General features: G+C 59.2%; 18 protein-coding genes. 10 read left to right on the top strand and 8 right to left on the bottom strand.

All coding sequences use genetic code 11. The features are described from left to right. The first annotated feature begins 33 nt into the window (after positions 1-33). Positions 34-1089: an agmatinase gene (gene speB, locus BSK43_RS14920; RefSeq protein ID WP_077471017.1), complete on the top strand. Its 1056-nt coding sequence runs from the start codon at positions 34-36 to the stop codon at positions 1087-1089. Positions 1090-1358: 269 nt separating this feature from the next. Here speB and BSK43_RS14915 read toward each other — a convergent pair whose 3' ends face one another. Next, on the bottom strand, positions 1359-1994 hold the full coding sequence (locus BSK43_RS14915; protein WP_136686958.1) for a GntR family transcriptional regulator: 636 nt from the start codon (positions 1992-1994) through the stop codon (positions 1359-1361). Positions 1995-2126: 132 nt separating this feature from the next. On the opposite strand from BSK43_RS14915, the gene BSK43_RS14910 reads away from it, so the two are divergent. Genes BSK43_RS14910 through BSK43_RS14890 form a run of 5 tightly spaced genes read left to right on the top strand, consistent with a single transcriptional unit; the run spans position 2127 to position 7951 of the window. Further along, positions 2127-3011, top strand: a complete 885-nt coding sequence (locus BSK43_RS14910; RefSeq protein ID WP_077470896.1) for a hydrolase — start codon at positions 2127-2129, stop codon at positions 3009-3011. 27 nt (positions 3012-3038) lie between these two features. Further along, entirely contained in the window at positions 3039-4598 is a 1560-nt protein-coding gene (locus BSK43_RS14905; protein WP_077470897.1) for an ABC transporter substrate-binding protein, read from the top strand. Positions 4599-4625: 27 nt separating this feature from the next. After that, the gene (locus BSK43_RS14900) at positions 4626-5570 is read left to right on the top strand and encodes an ABC transporter permease (RefSeq protein ID WP_077470898.1); all 945 of its coding nucleotides are present in this window, start codon (positions 4626-4628) and stop codon (positions 5568-5570) included. Continuing rightward, on the top strand, positions 5564-6379 hold the full coding sequence (locus BSK43_RS14895; RefSeq protein ID WP_205910628.1) for an ABC transporter permease: 816 nt from the start codon (positions 5564-5566) through the stop codon (positions 6377-6379). Before BSK43_RS14900 ends, BSK43_RS14895 begins: the two co-directional genes overlap by 7 nt. Then, on the top strand, positions 6380-7951 hold the full coding sequence (locus BSK43_RS14890; protein ID WP_077470900.1) for an ABC transporter ATP-binding protein: 1572 nt from the start codon (positions 6380-6382) through the stop codon (positions 7949-7951). Between the two features lie 212 nt (positions 7952-8163). Here BSK43_RS14890 and BSK43_RS14885 read toward each other — a convergent pair whose 3' ends face one another. The 7 genes from BSK43_RS14885 to BSK43_RS14855 all read right to left on the bottom strand — a co-directional run bounded on the left by BSK43_RS14885 (position 8164) and on the right by BSK43_RS14855 (position 14776). Beyond that, complete coding sequence (locus tag BSK43_RS14885) at positions 8164-8655, bottom strand: MarR family transcriptional regulator (protein WP_077470901.1); 492 nt, start codon at positions 8653-8655, stop codon at positions 8164-8166. A gap of 179 nt (positions 8656-8834) precedes the next feature. Next, positions 8835-10148 carry an MFS transporter gene (locus tag BSK43_RS14880; RefSeq protein WP_077470902.1) on the bottom strand — a complete coding sequence of 438 codons (1314 nt, stop codon included), beginning with the start codon at positions 10146-10148 and terminating at the stop codon, positions 8835-8837. A gap of 153 nt (positions 10149-10301) precedes the next feature. After that, positions 10302-11333: a leucyl aminopeptidase gene (locus BSK43_RS14875; protein WP_077470903.1), complete on the bottom strand. Its 1032-nt coding sequence runs from the start codon at positions 11331-11333 to the stop codon at positions 10302-10304. A gap of 45 nt (positions 11334-11378) precedes the next feature. Then, positions 11379-12020 (bottom strand): N-carbamoylsarcosine amidohydrolase, encoded by a 642-nt coding sequence (locus BSK43_RS14870; protein WP_077470904.1) that lies wholly within the window; start codon positions 12018-12020, stop codon positions 11379-11381. A gap of 10 nt (positions 12021-12030) precedes the next feature. After that, positions 12031-12783 carry an Asp/Glu racemase gene (locus tag BSK43_RS14865; RefSeq protein ID WP_077471018.1) on the bottom strand — a complete coding sequence of 251 codons (753 nt, stop codon included), beginning with the start codon at positions 12781-12783 and terminating at the stop codon, positions 12031-12033. A gap of 62 nt (positions 12784-12845) precedes the next feature. Then, complete coding sequence (locus tag BSK43_RS14860) at positions 12846-13643, bottom strand: alpha/beta hydrolase (RefSeq protein ID WP_077470905.1); 798 nt, start codon at positions 13641-13643, stop codon at positions 12846-12848. Continuing rightward, the gene (locus BSK43_RS14855; RefSeq protein ID WP_077470906.1) at positions 13640-14776 is read right to left on the bottom strand and encodes an FAD-dependent monooxygenase; all 1137 of its coding nucleotides are present in this window, start codon (positions 14774-14776) and stop codon (positions 13640-13642) included. Before BSK43_RS14855 ends, BSK43_RS14860 begins: the two co-directional genes overlap by 4 nt. Before the next feature lie 403 nt (positions 14777-15179). On the opposite strand from BSK43_RS14855, the gene BSK43_RS14850 reads away from it, so the two are divergent. Genes BSK43_RS14850 through BSK43_RS14835 form a run of 4 tightly spaced genes read left to right on the top strand, consistent with a single transcriptional unit; the run spans position 15180 to position 24144 of the window. After that, on the top strand, positions 15180-15701 hold the full coding sequence (locus BSK43_RS14850; protein ID WP_077470907.1) for a (2Fe-2S)-binding protein: 522 nt from the start codon (positions 15180-15182) through the stop codon (positions 15699-15701). Beyond that, positions 15698-19231 carry a molybdopterin cofactor-binding domain-containing protein gene (locus BSK43_RS14845; protein WP_077470908.1) on the top strand — a complete coding sequence of 1178 codons (3534 nt, stop codon included), beginning with the start codon at positions 15698-15700 and terminating at the stop codon, positions 19229-19231. Before BSK43_RS14850 ends, BSK43_RS14845 begins: the two co-directional genes overlap by 4 nt. Positions 19232-19243: 12 nt before the next feature. After that, positions 19244-21934: a carbohydrate-binding protein gene (locus BSK43_RS14840; protein ID WP_136686956.1), complete on the top strand. Its 2691-nt coding sequence runs from the start codon at positions 19244-19246 to the stop codon at positions 21932-21934. Between the two features lie 5 nt (positions 21935-21939). Further along, on the top strand, positions 21940-24144 hold the full coding sequence (locus tag BSK43_RS14835) for a trehalase family glycosidase (RefSeq protein WP_077470909.1): 2205 nt from the start codon (positions 21940-21942) through the stop codon (positions 24142-24144). The last annotated feature ends 66 nt before the right edge of the window (positions 24145-24210 follow it).

Below are 24210 nucleotides of genomic sequence, written 5' to 3'. Positions count from 1 at the left end.
GCTGAGACGGACCCCGAGCGGAGACACATGCGCATGGTGTGGGACAAAATGCGGCTCGAACAGCTGCGCGCGGAATTTGCAGACGCCAATGGTGGCGAGATATTCGATGAGAAATTTCGCAAAGTGGCGGAGAGGATCATCTCGAAGAACGGCACGAGGCTGGCGCCATATTCTGGAGTGCCGACTTTCCTCAGCGCACCCTACATGCAGACTGCCGCCGATGAGCCGGACTTTGGCAATCTCCAGGTCGCGATAACGGGAATCCCGATGGATCTCGGCGTCACCAATCGCCCAGGCTCCCGCTTCGGACCGCGCGCACTTCGCACCATCGAAAGGATAGGCCCGTACAATCACGTCCTTGGAACGGCGCCGGTTTTCGATCTACGGGTCGCCGACATAGGCGACATATCGTTCCAGAGCCGCTATCGACTGGAGCTCAGTCACGCCGACATAGAAAAGCGTATCGGCCAGATTGTCGATGCCGGCGTTGCGCCGCTCTCCGTTGGAGGTGATCATTCCATCACCCACCCGATCCTGAAGGCCGTCGGTCGGCAGCAACCGGTCGGTCTCATCCATATCGATGCCCATTGCGATACAAGCGGCGCCTTCGATCAGACGAAGTTTCATCATGGCGGACCATTCCGAAACGCAGTACTCGACGGTGTGCTCGATCCGACAAGGACGATCCAGATCGGCATCCGTGGTTCGGCGGAATATTTGTGGGAATTCTCCTATGCGTCTGGAATGACGGTTATCCACGCAGAGGACATCAGCGGGATGGGGATCGCGGCCATTGTCGCCAAGGCGAAATCCATCGTCGGCGACGGACCGACCTATCTCTCATTCGACATTGACAGTCTCGATCCAAGCTTTGCGCCAGGCACGGGCACGCCGGAGATCGGTGGATTGACTACACGGGAAGTTCTTGAGTTGATACGCGGGCTGAAGGGCATAAATCTGGTGGGCGGCGACGTCGTCGAGGTTGCACCGCAATACGACGCAACGACCAATACCGCGCATGCTGCCGCTCAGGTGCTTTTCGAGATACTGAGCCTCATGGTGTTCAGCCCATCGATTGGTCAGCGCTAGGCATTTTGACGGTCGGATCCTACGCGCCAACTCGTGGCTATCACCCGCGGTCGAGTGCCCGCCTATTCCCTCGACGTGCCGCATACCCAGGACAACCTCTTGACTTCGAAAGTGTGAGGTCTTGAAAGGATTTGAACCAGCGCCGTATTAGTTAAAAACGCCGCTGCGTTTAAGATTGCGGGTGTCTTGAACGTACAATCTCTCCAATTCCGTGAGGCCATAGGAATTGAGCCGTGCGGCATAAAATTGACAACGCCGCCCTTTCCTCATTACGCGCCGGATCCGGGCTGCACGATGTGTGCCTTGAACAGCCGCTTCAATTCAGTGCCTTCTCGTTTGCGAATTGCTTCGATCATCTCGAAATGCTCCCTCGACGAGAGGCGTGCACGAGCCATATCTGGCCATTGTGACATCGGAGAAGCTGGAACGTAGCCGCGCAAGTCGATGATGAGCTTGACCAGTTCGCGATTTGTGCAGAGGGCCGCGAGAGCCACATGGAAGAGCTGGTTCGACTCGTAGCGGTCGGCAACGCTGCCATTCTCAACGGCGTAATCGAAGCGCTCTGCGAGCCCGCCAAGCTCAGCAAGTTTCTCATCGTCGGCATTCTCGATGATGCTTTGAACCATCGATATTTCAAGAGTGACGCGTACCTCCCTAAGCTCACGCTGCCGCCGTTCGTCGGGTTCGGCAACGTAAAATCCGCGCTCCGGGATTTGCTCGACCAGCCTGCGCTGCAACAATATCTCTAATGCGCGCCGGACATCGGCACGCGACGCTTGATAGCGCCTTTCGACATCGACCTGCTTCAGCCAGGTTCCAGTACTCAACGCGCCGGAACGGATGTCTCTCGCCATGATCTCAGCCACTTCGTCCGAGCGGCGTACCTTGGTGCTCTCTACGTTCATGATGTCCAATCACTGCGGATTTTACGTTTGATATCAACTTATCAGCCTTCGATGAAGATTCCATCTTGTCAGTCTTAATTTTAGATGTTCTTTTAGATCCAATATTGCATCCAAAATTAGAACAGGAAAGTCATGCAGCCGATTTCAGCCATCTCGCGAGCACCAGACAAGGCTGAGGCCAACCCCTTGCCTGTCTATGAGCGGGGCGCGACGACCGTCGTTGCCTTGTCCGATGACGCGCGCTTTAGCTATTGCCTTTATGTTCCCGAGCACGGCGATAGTGCCGAGCGATCCCTGCTTTGCGTGATCCATGGCAGCTATCGGAATTTCACTGCTCATCGCGACCAGTTCAAGGATTTCGCGAACGCAAACAATTGCCTGATCCTGGCACCATTGTTCCCAGGAAATGTGCTTGGCGACGGTAATCTCGATGGCTTCAAATATATGGTCGAGGGCGACATCCGCTACGATCAGGTCCTGCAGAGTATGGTCGCGCAAGTCTCGGCGCGGTATGGAACCGACGGCGCCCGTTTCGGTCTGGTCGGTTTTTCCGGCGGCGCGCATTTTGCCCATCGCTTCCTTCTACTGCGGCCTGAACGGCTCTGGGGCGTATCGGTCGGAGCGCCTGGGTCTGTCACCCTTCTTGATCATCAGCGCGATTGGTGGCCGGGCGTTCGGGATATTGAACAGAGGTTCGGCACCACCATCGATCCGCAACGCCTGGCAGAGGTGCCCATCCAACTCATCGTCGGGGATGCAGACCTCGACACGACCGAAATTGTCCATCGGCCCGGGGGACGCTATTGGACCGAAGGTGCGAATGACGCCGGCGAGACGCGCCCGGATCGGCTTCGTGCGCTGGAACACTCGCTCACCAACGCCGGTGCAAAGGCCGCATTCGATCTGCTTCCCGGAGTGGGACATGAGGCGGAGCCCATATTTACTGCTGCGCAATCCTTTCTGGCACGGAGTCTCGCCGCCTACCGGGAACATGCCGCCTTCAATCGCAAATCATAAAATTCATAGAAAAAGGGGAACTTCGATATGCGATCCAGACTACGGAAAATCATTCCTTTCCTGATCCTCGCGCCGGTCTTGCCTGTTGCTACTTCCGCCGCCGCCAGCCAAGCAAAGATCGCCTTGACGGCGGATATCCTGAGTACCAATCCGGGCGTCAACCGCGACGACAACACCGATGGTGTGTTGCTCAACATCGTTGAGGGCCTGGTCGGTTATGGAGAAGGCGGCACGGTCAAGCCGCTGCTTGCAAGGTCGGTCGATATTTCCGGCGATGGCCTGATCTACACGTTCAAGCTGAGGGAAGGTGTAACATTCCAAAACGGTGCCGCCTTTACATCCGCCGACGTCCTGTGGAACTGGAAACGCTACACGGATCCCGCGACCAAATGGCGGTGCCTTCCCGACGTCAATGGCACAAACAGCCTCAAGGTCACGTCTGTAGAGGCCCCCGACGCCGAAACGGTGGTCATTCATCTGGACAGGCCGAGCGCCTTGTTTCTCGATACATTGGCGCGTACCGATTGCGGTGGATCCGGCATGCTGAGCAGCGCCTCGCTTAATTCCGACGGAAGCTGGAACAAGCCGATCGGTACCGGACCCTACGAGCTAGTGGATTGGAAGAAGGGGCAATCCATCAGTCTCAAGAAATTCGACGGCTACAAGTCTCCCGATGGAACCGGTTTCGATGGCTATGTGGGAGACAAGACGCCCCATGTCGATGGGGCCACATTCGTCGTGGTGCCGGACGCCTCGACGGTGAAGGCTGCCCTGCTCTCGGGCGACATAGATGTCGCCCAGGCCTTGACCTCCGACGTCTCGGAACTGAAGAGCGCCAAGGGCATCGTCGTGCTGACACCAAGCGATGCATCGAAGCATGCATTGCTGTTTCAGACCAACGATCCGCTGTTCAAAGACATCAAGTTCCGGCAGGCAATTGCCACCGCTTTGGATATCACACAGCTTGTAGGCTTTGCCTCGGACGGACTTTCCGAACCGAGCAACTCCGCCGTCTTTGGGGCATCCCCCTACAATGATGACGTGCAGAAGAAGACGTTCCAATATGATCCGCAGAAAGCAAAAGAGCTGCTGGCGCAAAGCAGCTACAAGGGCGAGACCATCAAGCTGCTCGCCAACAAGCGTGCGCCGATGCCGAGTGCGCAGGTCGCGCTCGTTGCCCAATCCATGTTGCAAGCCGTGGGCATCAAGGTTGAGATTGAGGTCCTCGAATGGGCAACCCAGCTCGAAAAATACAATTCGGGTGACTATCAGATGATGTCGTTTTCCTATTCATCACGCCTCGACCCCGCGCTGAGCTTCGACCAGTTCACTGGCGACAAGACAAGGCAGCCACGTAAGATTTGGGATAATCCCGACGCCCTCGCGCTGGTCGACAAGGCGAAGATCATTACCGATCCGGCAAAGCGTCAGCAGATCTTCGACCAACTCCATGAGATGATGCTTGCGGATGCACCGCTGATCATCCTCTATAACGGCCTAACGGCATGGGCCTACCGCGAGCGGGTAGAAAACTTCAAGCCCTGGGAAGGCAAGCCGCGTCTCTGGGGCATGATGGTGGCCCAGTAAGATCGGCCGGATAGTCGGAGAACGAATATGTTTCGCTATTTCCTGCAGCGGCTCCTATGGTCGGTGCCGACGGTCCTGCTTGTCGCAATCGGCGTCTTCGCGCTGATGCGCTTGATCCCCGGCGACCCGGCACTTCTGATCCTGGGGGATCGCGCGACGCCGGAGACATTGAACGCCTTGCGGGGTCAACTCGGCCTCGACCAGAGCCTATCCATCCAGTTTATCCTTTGGTTGAAGAGCGCCTTGCAAGGTGATCTCGGGCACTCCATCCTGACCGGTGAAGCGGTTCTCCCGCTGATCATCAAACGTTTTCAGGTCAGCTTCGAGATCATCCTGCCGGCAGTCGCAATTGCCGGGCTAATTGCTGTCCCACTTGGCACCATTGCCGCATGGCGGCAGGACCGTGCCATCGATATCGTCACTGTCGCCGGAGCAACCCTGCTGCTCTCCATCCCGACATTCTGGATGGGATTGCTTCTTCTGCTCTTCTTTGGCATGCGGCTCGGATGGGTTCCCGTTGTCGGCTATATCTCCATCTCCGATAACTGGCTCGCCGGACTTGTCTATCTGGTGATGCCCATCTCGACGCTGGTTATCCATGAAGTCGGCGGCATCGTTAGAATGGCCCGTGCCTCGACCCTCGAAATCCTGCGTCTCGACTATGTCACGCACGCACGCGCCAAGGGGCTCTCCGAAGCGCAGGTCCTTCTGCATCACGTCTTTCGCAACGCCTTCGGCCCGACGTGGACTCTGCTTGGGCTGATCCTTGGCAATCTGCTCGGTGGCATCGCCATCGTCGAGACAATCTTCACTATCCCCGGTCTCGGCCGGTTGCTTGTCGACGCGATTTTCGCGCGGGACTACCCGGTCATTCAGGGCTGCCTGTTGTGCATTGCGCTGTTCTACGTCGCCATCAATCTTCTCATCGACTTCGTCTATCCACTCTTTGATCCAAGGGTCGCGATATCGTGAAACTACGTTTCAATCTATTGGCCGGAGGCTTCATTATGGCAGTGGTCGCAACAGCTGCCCTGACTGCGCTCGTCTGGACACCGCATGACCCACTTGCTCTCGGCTTTACGACGCGGCTGAAGGCGCCGGGAGGCGCCTACTTGCTGGGAACAGATGAGTTCGGCCGCGACCTGCTGAGCAGGCTCATGGCGGGTGCCGGCCCCTCGCTTGGCATCAGCCTTCTCACGGTGCTGACTGCGCTAGCAATCGGTACGACGTTTGGCGTCACGAGCGGATATTGGAGAGGCTGGCCGGATCGGCTGCTGATGATGCTCAACGATGCACTCATGGCCTTTCCCGGCATCCTGCTGGCGCTCGGCCTTCTCGCCGTCCTCGGCGCCAATGTTCGGGGTATCGTCCTCGCTCTCGGCCTGGCCTTTACGCCGGCCGTAACGCGCATCGTGCGCGGGACGGTCATCTCGGTTCGCGAGAAGGAGTTCATCGACGCCTCACGCATCATGGGAAATTCCGAACTCTACACCCTCGTGCGGCATGTTCTGCCGAACTGTCTTGCGCCGCTGATTGTCCTTGCAACCTCCATGCTCGGTTGGTCATTGCTTGCTGAAAGCGCCTTGAGCTTTCTAGGTCTCGGTGTCGCGCCGCCAGCCCCAACCTGGGGCAACATGCTTTCCGCCAGCCGAACGTTCCTGTCTCAGGCGCCATGGCTCGGAATCTTTCCAGGACTGGCGATCTCCCTCACACTGCTCGCCATGAACCTGCTGGGTGACGGGCTGCGCGACATCCTCGATCCCCGCATGAAAGGTCTCTAGATGCCAAATCTCCTGGAGATCGACGGGCTGACGCTCACCGCGCCAAATTCCCGAGCAGTGCTCGTGAATGGCTGTACGCTCTCGCTTGGCCAAGGCGAAATCCTCGGCATCGTCGGTGAGTCCGGATCCGGCAAGACGATGATTACCAAATCGATCCTCGGCCTTCTGCCGCCTGGTGTCGTGCAGACGGCCGGCAAAGTCATTCTCAATGGCAAGAATATTGGCCGCCTATCTCCAAGAGAGCTTCGATCGGTTCGCGGTACCTCGGTCGGTATGATCTTCCAGGAACCGATGACGTCGCTCAACCCGTCCATGACGATCGGGCGGCAATTGGAAGAAGGATTGCGCCTTCACCGGCGGTACTCGCAGGATGAACGGCGAGCACGCATCATCGATATGCTTGCCAGGGTCGGCATCAGAGAGCCCAAGGCAGCACTTGACCGCTATCAGCATCAGTTCTCCGGCGGGATGCGCCAGAGAATGATGATCGCATCGGCTATGCTGCTCGAACCGGCACTTCTGATCGCCGACGAACCGACAACGGCTCTCGATGCGCTCGTTCAGAAGGATGTCCTTGAATTGATGATCGAGTTGGCGCGCGAAAAGGATACAGCCATTCTGCTGGTGAGCCACGATCTAGCGATGATTTCTCGCTATACGGAACGTACGATCGTCATGGCCCGAGGGGAGATCGTCGAGGTCGGACGGACAGCCGATGTGATGGTGCGTCCCACACATTCCTATACGGCCAAATTGCTAGCCTCCTCTCCGAAGCGCAATCCGATACGCCAGGTGGATAGCCGGATGCCAATTATCGACATCCAGGATTTGGCCGTCGACTATCGCACGTCAGGCGGGTTTTCCTGGCGGCCAGCTTCCAAACGAGCCGTCGAAAACATCAATCTTAGCGTCTATCCTGGTGAAGTAGTTGCCATCGTCGGAGAGTCCGGATCGGGAAAAACGACGATCGGCAGGACGGCGGTCGGTCTCCTTCAGCCTTCGTCCGGAACACTGCTATTCGAAGGCGCGCCAGTGAAACGCAATGGCGCGAACTACCGCAACTATCGCCGCAATTGCCAGATGGTGTTTCAGGATCCCTATTCGTCGCTTGATCCGCGGTTGACAATCGGCACGCTGGTAGCTGAACCGCTTCGGGTGACCGAACGTATCACAACTGCAGAAAAGCGCGAACGCATGCTGGCGATGCTAAATGAAGTCGGTCTGGCACCGGAATTTGCCGAGCGCTTTCCACATCAGCTATCAGGAGGTCAGCGCCAGCGAATTGCGATCGCCAGGGCATTGATTGGTCGACCGAAATTCATCGTCGCTGACGAACCCGTCTCAGCCCTGGACATTACCGTTCGCACACAGGTGCTCGATCTGTTCAATCGACTACAGCAGCAATACGGGTTTTCCTGCCTGTTCATCAGCCATGATCTCGACGTGGTCGAGGCAGTTGCCGACCGCATCGTCGTCATGCGATCCGGTAAAATTGTTGAAGCCGGCAAGACTAGCGACATTTTTCATCAGCCACAGCATGAATATACGCGACAGCTGTTGCAGGCCCGATGAAGCGGGTGCGATCGGCGCCAGACCACAAGATAGACCGGAATTATCGACCGCGCCATTCCTTAGGACCGACGAACCTTTCAAGAGAAGCCGAGAGTGGCTCCATCAGCAGGAAAAAACGCCAGCAATGACGTGTCCCTAAATAGGGCTAAGCTAAGCCTGGACAATCTCGCACATACGGGTAGGAGGCGATGGAAATCGTCGGTGACCATGCATCATGGCTCCGCGGACCCCTGTTCGTTTGTCGTCTCGTGCTCTGCAATCTTCTTTAGCAGGTAGAGCAAGGCGACCTCCTCTGCGACATTCAGCGGGCTCGTTGTCTTTTGTGAGATTAGTTTGGCCTGGGGATACATGTCATTCAGAACGGCTTCGCCGGCTGGCAGCAGCGAGACGATTACCTTGCGTCCGTCGGTCGCATCGCGCGAGATCGTGATCAGGCCCCTGGTGCGAAGACGTTCGATAATCCCCCGTATCGTCGCCTGATCAACCGCCGTTGCCTTGACGAGTTCAGCCTGCGAAATCGGACCATGATCATACAGGGCGCACAGTGTCACGAATTGAACCGACGTCAGATCGGGATCTATCGTATTTTCCTGAAATATCGAAAGATGCCGTTGATAGGCCTTGCGCAGCAGGTGCCCGACTTGCTCGGTCACGCGATAACGTTCCTGCGGGCCTGCTCCGTTTGCTTTTCGGTCTTCTTCCATCGTTCCCGCGCTCACTGCGATTGCAGGACTGTCTTCCCCCAAAAAGGAGCAAATCACAAGGCAATCCGTGCGGCAAACCCTGCGTCCGAACAGGAACATTGCCAATCTATCGGGCTGGCACAGAAGGCAGCTCCATCTGAAGTCCGGCGGCGGCATCCGCCGCCGGGCATGTACATGATCTATTCGAGTGCCTGGTTCTTTGATTCGACGTTGATCAGCCAGACGCAGAGCGCCGCCAGCACGAGAAGGGCAGAAATGATGCTCAGTGCCGTCCCGAAGCTGGAGACCATGATCGGCGCGACCAGGGACGGTGCCAACAACCCTCCCAGGCGCGCGACGGCACCGGCCGTGCCCATGCCGCTCGCCCTGAGCGTTGTCGGATAGATTTCAGGGGTGAAAGCATAGATGGCGCCCCATGTGCCGAGCAGCGCGAAGCTCATGAGCAACGTGGCAAAGACGACGACGCTGGTTGTTTGACCGAGGCCGTAGGCGAGCGTTCCGACGGCGCTCAGCAAGAGGAAGCCGATAAGCGTCGGCTTGCGCCCCCATTTTTCCACACCATAGGCCGCAAGAGCGTAGCCGGGCAGCTGTGCAATCGCCAGGACGACAAGGAAGAGCTGTCCGCGAATGAAGGCGAAACCGTCACTTGCCAGTTTCACCGGCAGATAGACGAACACGCCGTAATAGGACACGGAGATCAGTATCCAGGCGAGCATCAGGAAGATGGTACGGCGACGGAGAGTGGGCGACAGAAGTGCGACGAAGGACTTCTTCTCCGGCCTCTGCGGAACAAGTGGGGGAATTTCTGTTTTCACCCCGTTCGTGTTGGCAACCCTTTGCAAGACCTGTCGCGCGCTATCCGAACGTCCGTTGCGATTGAGATAGAGTGGTGATTCCGGAACATAGAAGCGCAGCACCACACCAATGAGAGCAGGCAGGCCTGTCACGAAGAAAATCGTCCTCCAGGCTTCGCCACCCTGACTGCCGGCAACAAGCGCGAGAAGCGCGAGCGCCACGGTTCCGACCGCCCAGAAGCCTTCAAGCAATACGAGCCAGCGCCCACGGCGGTTGGCTGGAAGGAACTCCGCCATCATGGCGTAGTCGACTGGCAGGGTTCCGCCGACGCCAAGGCCGGTCAGGAAGCGCGCGACACAGAGCCATTGCAGATCGGGTGCGAAAGCCGAAGCCACACCGAACACGGCATCGAGGATGATGGCCGCAAACAAGACGGGCCTGCGCCCGATGCGATCCGCCAAGCGTCCGAACACGAAGGCGCCGATCAACATGCCCAGAAAGAACAGTGTCCCCGTCTGGAGAGCCTGCGGAACGGTAACACCGAAACTTGCCGCAATCGACGGCGCGCTGAAGCCGATCGCCAGCACCTGCATGGCATCGGCTGCCCAAACCAGGCCGAAGATGACAAACAATGTGTACTGAAAACGGCCAACTCCCGCCGCCTGAATTCCTTGCTCAATGGTTATTGGTGATTGCATATGGACCCCTCACGATCTCTGAACGAATCTATTTTTTTGAATATGCAGTCTATTCGCAGTGCGTGATCTAGCGTCACGTTGCCGACCGCCCATCAGGCGGCCGGAGGCGTCGAGTTTGCCGTTTCGGCTGTATCTTGCTGAAGCCTTGTAGGCTTAGTCGAAGCTGTGCTGCATTTCCTTGACCGCGATGTCGCCATCGAGAACCATAGGCTCGTCGTCGAGGAAGAGGCTGCAATTGCGCATCGGGATGTCCAGATGGCATGCCGTGTCGTTCGGACCGCCAAGCTCGTTGTTGGGACCGGTCGAGAACATCACGTTGCCGTAGAAAGAGCGAGCTTCCATGCCCATGCCACCCGGGAATTCGCCAGGCGCCATGCGATGCCACTTGGCGTTCTGATTGAGCCCCCAGCCGACATGGCTCATGCCCATGCCGCGCGGATCGTTGAAGCCGGCCATGTAAGACTTGACGAGTTCGGCGTCGAGACCACCGCGAATGTCGGTGATCCAGCCGTTTTCGATCGTGTAGATGATCGGATCGCGCACATACATGTTTTGCGGCAGCAGGATGTCCCCCGGAGCAACGACAATCGTGCCATCGACACCGTCATCGTCACCGCCGGTAAACACGAAGCCTGACGGCCAATGGTCCCAGCGGCCTGGCTCATCCGTGCATGCGTATTCGGTGATCGCGGGATAAGTGTTGAGCTTATAGGTGACATCAGTCCCGTGCTTGGAGGTGATACGCATCACCTTGGCCTTGGACAGAAGTTCGCCGCCAAATTCCACGCGCTCGCGCAGCTCCTTCGTCGGCAGCATACGAGCGAGAACTTCCGGCGGCTCCACCGCAGTCAGGATGCGCGTGCCGGATGCCTGGATCGCCATCTGTTCCGGGCTGAAAAGCAGGAAGATGCAATCAATGACCATGTCTGCGGCCTTGAGGGCTTCCACCGCATCCGGCATGGCTGCCAGTCCGGTCTGACCAACGGCCCATGCACCTGCCGGCGGAACTGGCGGCAAACGCATGTGATACATTTTCGCGCCGAGGCGCATGCCGGCTGCCATGAAAGCATCGGCATAATCGAGGCGTTCGTTGCCTTGGGTCAGGACGATAAGCTTTTCGCCCTCATGAACACCCGACATCTTCAACTGATGCAGGCATATTTCCGTGAAGCTGAACTGATCCATACTCGTTCCCCTATCTTGTTTGCAGGCTTAGGTGTTTCGTCCAGTTTATGGACAGTCGGACTTGACCTTGGCGATTTCAGCAATAGCCTCGCCCAGCGAGATGACATCGCCATATTTACTGTCGATGTCGAAGAGGTTGGCATTGTGCGGATCTGGATGACGATCGCCGACGCAATCGCGCACCACGATCGTGCGGAAGCCGTGTTGCACGGCATCGACAGCGCTCGCCCGGATACAGCCGCTGGTCGAGCATCCTGCCAGCACGACCGTGTCGATGCCGCGAGCATGGAGATAAGAGGCGAGGCTGGTGCCGAAGAAGGCGCTCGCATACTGCTTGACGATTACCAGCTCGCCTTCGGCCGGCTCGACACCCTCGCAGAATTCAGCAAGCACGTTGCCTTCGACCATAGCCTTCATGACAGGTGCCTTTTGCACCCAGATGCCGCCATCGGCGCAATTGTCGGCCAGATAGAGAATGCGCGTGTGTATAACGGGAATCCCGTTCGAACGTGCGGCATCCAAAAGCTCTGGCGTTCTGGCGACCGCATCGACAACGCCCGGCGCATAAAGTGGCGCACCCTCGATAGTATAAGCCTTCAGAAAATCGACAACGAGCAGTGCTGGGGCGCGGCCGAAACCGATGCGGCTCCCCCAGACACCCTGATAATTGGCTTCGGCGCTTGTCATCACATTCTCCTCAATAGGCGCCGGACAGAAGCGCGCCGGCTCCCGGCACGACCGCTTCGAGACCGAGCGATTTCAGGATGCAATAGGTCGTGGCGACGGCTGCCGTGACGACCGGCTTGCCCGTCATGGCCTCGACCTTGGCGATGACGGGTAGCGACGGCATCTGGACGCAGGCAGACAGCACGATGACGTCGACATCCTCAAGATCGAGGCTCGCGACGATCGCCGGCAGATTTTCGGGATCGTGCCGGCCGACTTCAAGATTGTCCGGAATTTCCAGCGCGCGCCAGTCGGCAACCTCGAAGCCCTCCTCGCGGATGTAATTGACGACGAGTTCGGTCAGCGGCTTCATGTAGGGCGCAACAACGGCGATGCGCTTTGCCTTCATCGTCTTGAGCCCTTCGATCAGAGCACCTGCGCTGGTAACGACAGGTATGTCGGCGCCGTTCTCGATCGTACGGCCGCGCAGCCGGGTTTCGGATTGGCGATGATAGCCAAGGCCCATGGCCATGATCGCCACCAGGCAGGCATAGCCCAGCACATCGACCCGGGCATCGGAAAGCTCGGCTGCACAGCGATCAGACTCGGCGTCCATCGCCGCAAGCTCATCCTGCCTGACCGTCTTCATCCGCATGCGGCTAGAATGGAACGTGAAGCGCTCGGGGCGGATTCCCTGGCGCGCCATCAGCATGGCCGGAATCTCGGTTTCCATCGTGGTGTTGGAACTTGGAACGATCTGGCCGATCCGATAAAGCTTCTGCACAAGCATGTCCTTCATTCGAAAGAGAAAATAAAAAGGGGCGGCGTTTCGCCACCCCGATGCTATCAATCCAGAAAATTGCCGAGGGCCAGGAAGAAGCCGTCGAAGTCATCCCACGGGATCATGTGTCCTGCATTGGGCACGCGCACTATCTCGATAGGCGGATAGAGCGAGCGGATCTCCTCCTCGTCCTGCATTTCGATGACCCCGCCGCGACCTGCGACCATCAGCATGGCCGGCACGTCGAGTTTGGGAAAATCCGCGAAGATATCGTCGCTATGGAAATCCTCGAACGCCTTGACGATAGCGGGCTCGAAGCAGGTATGCAGCCATTCGGTACGCAGCTGCAATTGCTCTTGCGTCCATGTCGGGCAGAAGACCCGCATACCCTCGACATCAATTCCCTTTTCAGCCAACCGAATGGAATCGACATACCAAGGCAGCTTGCTCGGATAGGGCCGCCGGCCCGGTCCGGAGACGGGCGGATCGATAAGCGCTAGCATTTTGAAAACGCCCGGAGAGCGAACCGAGGCACGAATGGCGATGCGCGCGCCCATCGAGTGACCGAGAATGGCAGGCTGGACGAGTTGCAACGCCATGGCGAAGGCTGCCGCATCATCCGCCATCGCATCGAGACCATAGTCGAGACCGGGGCCGGTCGATGACAGACCGCGACCACGGACATCGAGCACATAGACATCATGGCGCGCGCCCAATTGTTCGGCGACGAACCCCCAGGTCACGGCTGGGCTGGTAATTCCGGGGATCAGCAGGACGACAGGTCCCTTGCCGCCATAGCGCAAGTAATGCTGGCGAATGCCGTTGGCGAAAACATTGGCTCCGTAGAGATAGGTCTTGCTCATGCCGCGCTCTCACTACGTAGCGGCTCGGCATAGACGTCGTAGCCATAGACCCAGGATGGATCTTCCTGCTCGAGCAGGAAGGTATTGGCATTGGAAACGGACTGAACGCGCGTTGCGCGCTCGCGACGATTGATCTCGTAAAGCTTGAACGCGGTGGCGTAGTCACCTGTCCCGGTCTCAATAAGGCAGCGCGTCAACATGGCCGCATCCTCGATCGCCATTGCAGCACCCTGCGCCATATGCGGCTTCATCGGGTGACAGGCATCACCCAGCATCACCATGCGCCCCCTGCTCCACAGCGGAAGCGGGCTTCTGTTGAACAGCGGCCATTTGGTCACGACGTCGGTCGATTCGATCAGCGCTTGAATAATCGGATGATAGCCCGCAAACGCCTCGTACATTTCCTCGCGACTGCTATCGACGAAGGCAGTTTCGAATTCCCAGGCGGCATGAGGAACGCCGGTGACATAGTAATATTCGTCGCGGCGTCCGGTCGTGTAATAGACCATCATATGGCGGTCCGGCCCCCACCATTTTACGCAGTCCTCGAAGTCGAGGCCGTATTTCTTCAGCTTTCCGGCATCGATCAAGGCGCGATGACCAACCCAGCCGCTATAGTGAGGCTTCTCGAAACCGAGCAGGGTCTCACGCATTTTGGAATTGATACCATCAGCGCCGATGACGATATCGGCATGCGCGGACGTTCCATCCTCGAACTGAAGATGAACGTCTGTGCCGTTGTCGTCGATGCGGGTGAGCTTCCTGTTGAAATGCAGGCTGCCGGGCAGCAACGTCTCGCACTGGAGCTGCTGCAGATCGCCGCGATGGACGGTGCAATAGGTAGCGCCGTAGCCGTCCAGAGGAATCCGCGAGAGATAGTCTCCCGTGAGCCCGTCGCGGCTGAACCAGAATTTCGGCGTGCTGCTGATCGAGACGACTTTCTCGGCAACTCCGATCCGCTCGAAGATCTTCAATACGTTCGGGCCCATGTGAATGCCCGCGCCGAGCCGTGCGAAAGTCGGCGCCTGCTCGTATACGTCAACATTGAAGCCTGCATGCTGCAGAAGCGAGCCCGCCACCGCACCACCCAAACCCGCTCCAATGATTGCTATTTTCTGTTTGTCGCCTGACATGCGAACCCCTCGCTCATTGGTCGCCAGACACCGTCCGGACATTTATCTTTTCTCGCACAAATAAGTGTATACGCTATAATTGGCAAGCGCAATTTTGATGCATAGCTCGAAAAATGTGACGCTATTTTTTGATCAAACGCCGCATTTTGGGGCAATTGGCAAAAATACACCGCTCTTGCCACGAACCAATAACAAGTGTATACGCTATTTATATAAATGGGAACGACCCCTGCGGGCCTAGCTGAATCAAGCTGCGGTCATAAAAACTTGGGGCATAACATGTCGACGCCGGCTAAGGTGGCGACCCAAACACTGGGATGTTAAGAATGCTGGCAACACCGGTTGCGGCGTGCGGGCACCATCGCGGCAAGCGCGCATGTCCCCAGATGCGGGGACACGTGCAATGATCGCACGAACGTTCGAAATCCGCGTGAACGGCGCGACACACTCTGTCGAGTGCGCCGCGAACACCCCTTTGATCTACGTATTGCGCAACGACCTTGCTCTGAACGGCCCGAAATTCGGCTGCGGACTTGGCGAATGCGGCGCCTGCGCGGTCCTGGTGGACGGACGTGCAGTCCGTTCCTGCGTCGCCCCGCTTTCCTCAATCGGAGCTCGAGCCGTCACCACCCTGGAAGGCCTGGCTGACGAGCATGGTCTGCATCCGGTGCAACAGGCGTTCGTCGCCGAGAATGCCGCCCAATGCGGCTACTGTCTTAACGGCATGATCATCGCCATCACCGCCCTCACAGCGCGCAAGCCGAATGCGACGGAAGACGATATCCGCGAAGCGTTGCGGCATCATCTTTGCCGCTGCGGAACACACATGGAAATTCTTGCCGCCGCCCGCCGCGCCGCTTCTTATTCGAGCGAGCAAGCGGGCCATCACGTCAATGGCGAACAGCATGATGAGGTAGCGGAATGATAGTCGAAACGCAGACGGTGGACCCGACAAGCGAAGCATCCGGCTCACTTCGTGTTCATGCCGGCTCGACGGACGGTCCGCTGTTCCTTGAAGTGGGCGCCGATGGCAAGGTCCGCGCCTATAACGGTCATGTCGACCTCGGAACAGGTATCCGCACAGCGCTAGCACAGATCGTCGCAGAGGAATTGGATGTCGATTTCGGTTCCGTCGAAATGGTGTTGGGAAGCACCGTGACGGGACCAGACCAGGGAGCGACCATTGCGAGCGAGACCATTCAGGTCACTGCCATTCCCCTGAGACAGGCAGCCGCCACCGCCAGACGCCACCTGCTTTTTCGTGCCGGCGCACTTTTCGACATCGCCCCCGACTGCCTCTTCATCGAAGACGGCGTGATCCGCAGCCAAGGCGACGGCAACCTCGCGATCGCCTATGGCGAACTCGTCAAGGGCGGCGACGAGCACCTCGTCCTTGATCCCTCTGCACCGCTGAAGCCCGTTTCGAGCTATCGAATCGTCGGCTCCGCACGGCAGCGCGTGGACATCCCCGCCAAGGCAACGGGCCAATGGACCTATGTCCATGACGTCAGGCTGCCTGGTATGCTGCATGGCCGCGTCGTGCGGCCGCTCTATGCCGGATACGATCATGGCTCGAATGTCGGCAACAGCCTCATCTCGATCGATGAAAGCTCGGTCGCCCATATCGATGGCCTGATCGCGATCGTGACCGAGCGTGACTTTGTCGGAGTTGTGGCAATCCGGGAGGAAAATGCCATCGCGGCGATGAAGGCGCTCAAGGTCGAGTGGCACGAACCGCCGCTGCGTCCGGATCTCAATCGCCCGGAACAAGCCTTGCGTGCCAATCCTGCAACACCGCGGAGACTGGCAGATCGCGGCAATGTCGATCTCGCCATCGAGGCTAGCGCCAATCCGATGCACCGGACCTATGTCTGGCCCTATCAAATGCATGGCTCGATCGGCCCGTCATGCGCGGTGGCCGACTATCGACCGGACGGACTGACGGTCTGGTCGGGCACGCAGAACCCCTTCCCTATGCAGCGGGATCTGGCGCTGCTGCTCGGCATGTCGAAAGACGACATCGTCGTGGAACGGCTGGAAGCCGCCGGTTGCTATGGGCGCAACTGCGCCGACGACGTGACGGCCGATGCGGCCCTGCTTTCACGCGCAGTTGGCGCCCCCGTGCGTGTGCAGCTCACGCGCGAGCAGGAACATGCCTGGGAGCCGAAGGGGGCAGCCCAGATCATGGACGTTCGCGGCGGCCTCGACCTCGAAGGAGGACCCGCAGCCTACGACTTCGAGACCCGGTATCCTTCGAACCTTGCGCCGACGCTCGCTCTTGTTCTGACCGGCAAGGTCGATCCCCTTCCCGAAACCGTCCAGATGGGTGATCGAACCGCAATCCCACCCTATGCCTACGGAAACCTGCGGGTCACGGTGCATGACATGCCGCCGATCGCCCGTGCCTCGTGGTTCCGTGGCGTCTCGGCCATGCCGAATACCTTCGCCCACGAATGCTATATCGATGAGCTTGCAGCAGCGGCAAAGGTAGATCCGATCGAATATCGTCTGCGCTACCTCCATGATCCACGAGCCATCGATCTCGTTCACGCGGCGGCCGACCGGGCGAATTGGGTACCGCACACCACCTGGGGCACGCTAGGCGGCGAAGGCGACCTTCTCTATGGCCGCGGCTTCGCCTATGCCGTCTACGTCCATGGAAAATTTCCCGGAACGGCCGCCGCCTGGGCTGCCTGGGTGGCCGACGTCGCCGTCAACCGCAAGACCGGCGAGATCACCGTTACCAAGGTGATCTGCGCGCAGGATTCCGGCCTGATAATCAATCCAGACGGCGTGCGCCACCAGATCCATGGCAACATCATTCAATCGACGAGCCGCGTGCTGAAGGAAAAAGTCGAATTCTCCGAGACCGCCGTGATCTCGAAGGAATGGGGCGGGTATCCGCTGATCACGTTCCCGGAAATCCCGGATATCGATGTATTGCTCATGCCACGGCCGGACGAGCCGCCGCTCGGCGTCGGCGAATCCGCGTCCGTGCCGAGCGCGGCGGCGATTGCCAACGCAGTTTATGACGCAACCGGTGTGCGTTTCCGCGAGCTTCCCCTGACACCGGAAGCCATTCTTGCAGGGCTGCACGGGACGGATGCCTCGCCGCCACAGCAGGCACCTGCCCGTCGCAAGTGGTGGAGTTTCGGTCTTTCGCTGACCGGTGTTGCCGCAGCGCTCACCGGTCTCGTCACTCTCGCCTCGCCGTGGCGGCCATCCATCCCGACGATCCCGCGCCCGGATCCTGGCGTTTACAGTGCAGCGACAATCGAACGCGGCCGGCTTGCCGCTGCGGCAGGCGCCTGCAATGTCTGCCACGCGGGCAACGACGGTGCTGCCTTTGCCGGGGGACGACGGTTCGACACGCCCTTCGGTCTCGTCTACGCCACCAATATCACGCCGGATCCCGACCACGGCATCGGGAGCTGGTCATACACCGCCTTCGAGCGCGCCATGCGCGAGGGCGTAAGTCGCGACGGCCATCACCTCTACCCCGCCCATCCCTACACATCCTTCGCAGGCGCCGAGGATGCCGATCTGCAGGCGCTCTATGCCTATCTGATGAACCAGTCGCCGGTCGCTGCCAAGGCGCCCAAAACGGCGCTCTCGTTCCCGTTCAACATCCGGCCGCTGATGGCCGGCTGGAACATGCTGTTCCATAAGACTGAAAGCTTCCGATACGATCCGGCGCAAGACACCACCTGGAATCGCGGCGCCTACCTCGTCGAAACGCTTGGACATTGTTCCGCCTGCCACACGGACCGGAATGCGCTTGGCGCGGAAAAGACTGGGGCCGCGCATCTTGCCGGCGGTTTTGCCGATGGTTGGAAGGCTCCGGCGCTCAATGCCACTGCAAGAGGACCGGTCACCTGGACGGCCGATGCCTTCTACGACTATCTGCGGACCGGCCATGCGGCCAAGCACGGCAGTGCGGCCGGCCCTATGGCCAAGGTCGTCGAAGTCATGAAGCCACTTCCCGACAGCGATATCCGTGCAATGGCCATCTATCTCGCCAGCCTCAACGCCTCTGCAGGAGACGCCGACACTGAGGAGCAGGCAAAGGCCGCGATTGCCTCCTCGGAAACGGCCAGAACCGATGCTTTGAGATCCGCCCCGCGCGGACAGCGTGTATTCGAGGGAGCCTGCACCTCCTGTCACGGTGTGGGCACGACACTGCCATCGCTTGCACTCAACAGTAATCTGCATGCGGCGACCCCGGACAACCTGCTGCAAACCATACTGGGCGGTGTCGACGCTCCCGCAATACTTGCCGAACACTCGTACCGCGCGACGTCGGAGGTGATGTCGATGCCACCTTTCCGCGAAACCCTGAGCGATGATGCCATCACCGATCTCACGGCCTATGTCCGCGCGCGTTTCGCGCCAGACGAGCCTGCATGGGACGACATCCCGGGCGCCCTCGAACGGGCCCGCTCGTCGGCACATTAAGGAGACAGAGGCGTGCTGCAAAACTCCTCGGCCAGCGAAAGAGCGACGCAAGCGCTATTCAGGACGCCCGGTTCGGCCTTCCAGCCCGCGGCCTATTGGTTCTGGCACAGCATTCCGGACGCACCGACGATGCGCAGCCAGCTTACGGATTTCCGTGCGCGCGGGATCGGCACCATCTACGTGCAGGCACGGCTATCCATGCCGCGCGAAGACTATCTCTCCACTGAGTTCGTCACTGCTTACCGTTGCGCCATTGAGATTGCCGCCAGACTCGGCATGAGTGCCGGCATCTATGACGACTATAACTGGATCAGTGGCCAGGCGGCCGGGCGCGCTGTCGAAGGGCGGGACGGGTTGCGCGAACGGCACCTGTTCTGGTCCCAGGTCTCCGGGCGTGAGGGTGCGATCACCGGCATTCGCGTGCCGTGGGCATCCGGAATGAGCAAACACATTCTGGAATGGCAGTATGAGGGCGGAACGCCTGCTTGGTGCGAGTGGACGGTGGAAGCCGCCGTGCTTCATCCGGCTGACGGCTCCAAGGATCCCGAGCAGATCACCGATGTCACCCATCTGACGATGATCGTCGGGGCAAAGGCTCAATCATGCTGTTTCGAGCTTGCTATCGATGTGCCGGACGGCTTTTTGCTGAGCGTATTTCTGAGCGCCAGGAGCCGCACGTCACGGCTGATAAACTACCTGATGCCGGAGGCTGCAGAGAGTTTCATCGAGCGCGGGCTGGAACCGCTTGTTACCGCCTTGGATGAACTGATCCCGGATCCGGTGAGCCACATCTTCTATGACCAGCCGGCGCCCGGTTTCTATTCTTGGGACCAGCTTGCTGGAAACCTGGAAAATAGCCTGCCCTTTTCTTCCGCGCTTGCAGCATCGGCAAAGGCGCGGCTGGGGTTACCGCTCGGCATCATACTCCTTGCGCTCGTCGTGGATATCGGCCCGCAGACGCCCATCGTCCGCGCCCGGCTCTACGCCGCTTTGTCGGAGCTCATGAACCGTGCGTTCTTTGGGACGTTGCGGGAATGGGCGCAACGAAGGGGTCTTGCCTTAACGGGTCATGAGATCCTTCCACACGTCGGTGGCTGGAGCCTCAATGGTGGCTTCAGCGGCATCGATCCGCGTATCGCACCGGCGATCGATTTCTTCGGTATCGACTCCTTTCGTGATATGACGGCGGCGGATGCCAACAACTTCACGGCTCAACTCGCTCCGAAGCTTGCCGACTCCGTGGCACGCGCCAATGGCCGCAGCCGCTGCATGGTCGAAACCTATGCGACCGCACTGCGCAGTCCGGTTCGCGCCGCTGGCCAATGGGAACTGACGCTGGAAACGATGCGCGCCCACGCCATTCGGCTTCATTGCCTGGGCATGCGGCAGTTCATCTGGCACGGTCTCTATCAGACCGACGGCCGGGATCACGATCCGACGCCGTTCCTCAATCCGCGGTTCGATTTCCCACCGGGATTGAATTTCGAACCCTGGTGGCCTTTTCATGATCTTTTTGCCATCGAGACCTCGCGCCTTTCCGCTTTCATGGAACCCGCCCGTCCGTTGACGCGTGTTGCAATTCTCTACCCACTGCACACGGCCTGGTCCGAAGGTCCGCATCATCTCCATGCTTCCCATGTCGGTTTATGGTGCGAAGCCCTTCTGAAAAACCGCACCGATTTCCTGTTTGTCTCGGAAGAGGCCCTTGCTGTGGCGCAACTGCGAGGTAAATACATCGAGATCTCAGGACAGATCTTCGATGCCGTCGTCTTGCCGGCCGTCTCGGTCATGCAGAACGGGAAAGCGCTTAATGTGCTGAACCGATTCACGTCGCACGGCGGCTGCGTCTGGTCCTCGGGAGTCATGGACCAAATCCTGCTCGCCGAGGAGGACGATATCGCTTCCGATCCTGCCACGACGCGGTTTGGCAAGTCACCGACCAAGCTCGACCTCCTGGATCTCCTCCGCTCGCTAGCCGATCGCGGGCCATGTCTCAGCACCGAGTATTCCGAAAGCACGTGGCGGTGGATCGGCGAAGACGAAGACGGCAGCTGGCGCATCGTTCTTTTTAACGACGGCAAGGCGGTCGCGCACGAGCATATGACCTTCGCTACCGGTTTCCATCTGGAGATCTGGTCATGCGACACGGGAGACATCGCAACTCAGGCGGCATGTGCCGCAGTGACCGTGGAGCTCAATCCGCAAGAGCTTCGATGCCTACGCCTGACCCCGGCAGTTCCGGAGCGGCGGCCCCTGACCCTTCCATCGCAATTCGTCATTTCGGCAAATGACGATAAGGCGATCATACTTGGCGGAAGCTGGGAATTCCGGTTCTCCGATTCGGAAGACACTCACTTGATCGCCGTCGATCGCGGCTGGCATGACCAGGGTTTTGCCAAGCGTTCCGGCACCGGCATCTATCAGCGCATGTTCGAACTCACCGAGCTCGGCACATGGTCTCTGGAATTGCCTGCCGTGCACACGGCGGCGGCGGTTTCGATAGATGGTCATGTCGTCGGACGACGGGCCTGGTCGCCCTATTGCTTCCCTCTTGGCAAGCTGGAAGCTGGACCGCATCTTATCGAAATTTCCGTTTCATCGACTGCTGCCAACCGCTACTACGCGGACACTCCTTATCAAGGAGACCAAATCGATCCCTGTGGACTGTCCGCCGCCCCGCGCCTCATTCGTCTGGAACCCTGATCGCCATGTTGCAACATGCTACCATCCCACTGAAACGCGCCTGGAACTCCTGGTCGGACCGCCCCGCAGAAATGATCTTCCTGCCGCTTGGCGTTCGCCTCACCCCGATCCTGTATTCGACCCGCAGCCGCTCGACCTCCGCCATAGAACCGCGGCGCGACAAGGTTCGGCTGGGTCGGCATGAGATCGATGGCTCGCATATCGATCTCGAAGTCGATCATTCCGGCACCAGTCTTTCCCTCCACTGGTCAAAACCCGATCCGTTTATCGTGCGCGGTGGCTGGGAAACGATGAAGTCCGGCGAGTGGGGCCTACGCTTCTGGGTTACGTTGGCGATCTCGGTGGATAGCGGAGAAACCGTCACCTACGACGAAAATGCCGGTGTCGCACTCGTCAAGATCGGACAGCGCTATGTCGCGGTCGCGAGCGCCGAGGCGCCTGTTCAGGTTACCGGCCACGACAGCATCTCGGCATTGCGAGATGATTTCGAGACGAACGGCTACTTCTATCTTGGAAGCAGGCAGCTCTCGGCGCCGGTCCTCGGTCTGCGCTTCAATCTGGAAATGATGCGCCGCGGCGCTTACGCGGCCGCAGTCGCCGACCGAGCGGATCTGGCAATCGAGAAGGCCCGTGCTGCGCTGACGGGGGAGCCGAACATAAAACCCGATCTGGCGGATGAAGGACTTGCCGCGATCCGCGACATCGTTGGCTGGAATACGATTTGGGATGAAACCAATCACCGTCCCTATACCGCGGTGACACGGATCTGGAACCTTGGCAAGTTTGCCGTCTGGTACAACGACCAGACCTATGCAGCTCTTCTCGCTGGCCTGTTCGATGCCGATCTCGCCCGTGAGAACATGGCAACGGCACTTGCCGGCGCCACACCACAAGGCAATGTCGCTTGCATCGTGACATCAAACGACGCCTGGGTGGACCGGAGCCAGCCGCCGCTCGGCGCCCTGACGGTTTGGGATCTCTATCAGCGATCCGGCGAGCGTTCCATCGTGGAGGCAAATTACGAAGTGCTGGCGCGCTGCCAGCGCTGGTGGCGCGCCAACCGTGACCCGGGGCAACGCGGACTGTTGTCCTGCGGCTCTTCCGACGTCGGCGAAGCTCTCTACAAAGGTACTGCTTTCGGCGCACGCAACGAGACCGGCATGGACAATTCGGCAACCCATGACGAAGCCGTCTACGATCCGGCCACCCGCACGCTTTCGACCTTTGACCTCGGCTTGAATTGTGTCGCAGCGCTCGATGCCGAAATGCTTGGCAACCTGGCCGAAGTCCTGGGCCGCGCGAGCGAGGCTCAAGAGTTCCGCCTGCTGGCTGAACGCAGCCGCCGCCTGATCGGCGAGATATTGTGGGACGACGAGCGCAAGATATTCGCGAACCGACAACGCGATGGCGGCTTTGTGCGTTCTTTGTCACCCACGAGCTTCTATCCGCTTTTGTGCGGCGCGGCCTCGAAGGAGCAGGCGCATCACCTCCTGGCCCATCTGCAAGATGAGGCGCTTTTCGGCGGCGAATATGTGTTGCCCAACGCAACACGGGATGAGCCGGCTTTCACCGAGAATGTTTACTGGCGCGGTCGGATCTGGCCAAACGTCAACTATCTCGTCTGGCTTGGGCTCAAGCGTTATGGCTTTGGAACGGAAGCGGGCAAACTGGCGCGCCAATCCTTCGACCTCTTTTCGAAATCCTGGCGGGGCCAGCGGATTGCTGCAGAAAACTACAATGCGTCGACGGGCGAAGCCCTGGATCAAGGGGATACGGATCCCTTCTACATCTGGGCCGGACTGCTTCCCCTGATGGCCGTCGGCCAGATCGTTGACGTCGACCCTTGGAACGGGTGGATACTGCGCAACTGCGGCGAAGATGCCGAGATCGGGCCTGTGCTCTCGCCGGCGGGGCCCCTCACCACAACCGTCCGCGACGGCCAGATGACGGTTTCGATCAACGGCACGGTGGTCATCGTCACAGACTTGCCGGTGGTTTTGAATGGATTCCGTTTCGACGAGGGACGGTTGCGTTGCCGGATCGGCCCCATCGACCGGGCTGGCACCCTTCACCTGCCGTTCCTCGATCCGGAGCGTCTTGTTGCCGTTCTCGTGGACGGAAAGAGCGCGGCCCTGAAGGCCAAGCAGCCTCTGGCCTGCCTGGCAATCACCGCCGCCTCTCAAGAGAGGCTGCTGGACATCATTTTCTGACGCTCCGGCAACGCTTCGCGACAGTGAAGAACTTGACAAAAACTATTCTGGCTGCAATTGTTTGTA

The organism is Rhizobium sp. P44RR-XXIV (assembly GCF_001999485.2).
In the GTDB taxonomy this organism is placed as follows: domain Bacteria; phylum Pseudomonadota; class Alphaproteobacteria; order Rhizobiales; family Rhizobiaceae; genus Rhizobium.
This window is presented reverse-complemented; position numbering and strand designations above follow the sequence as displayed.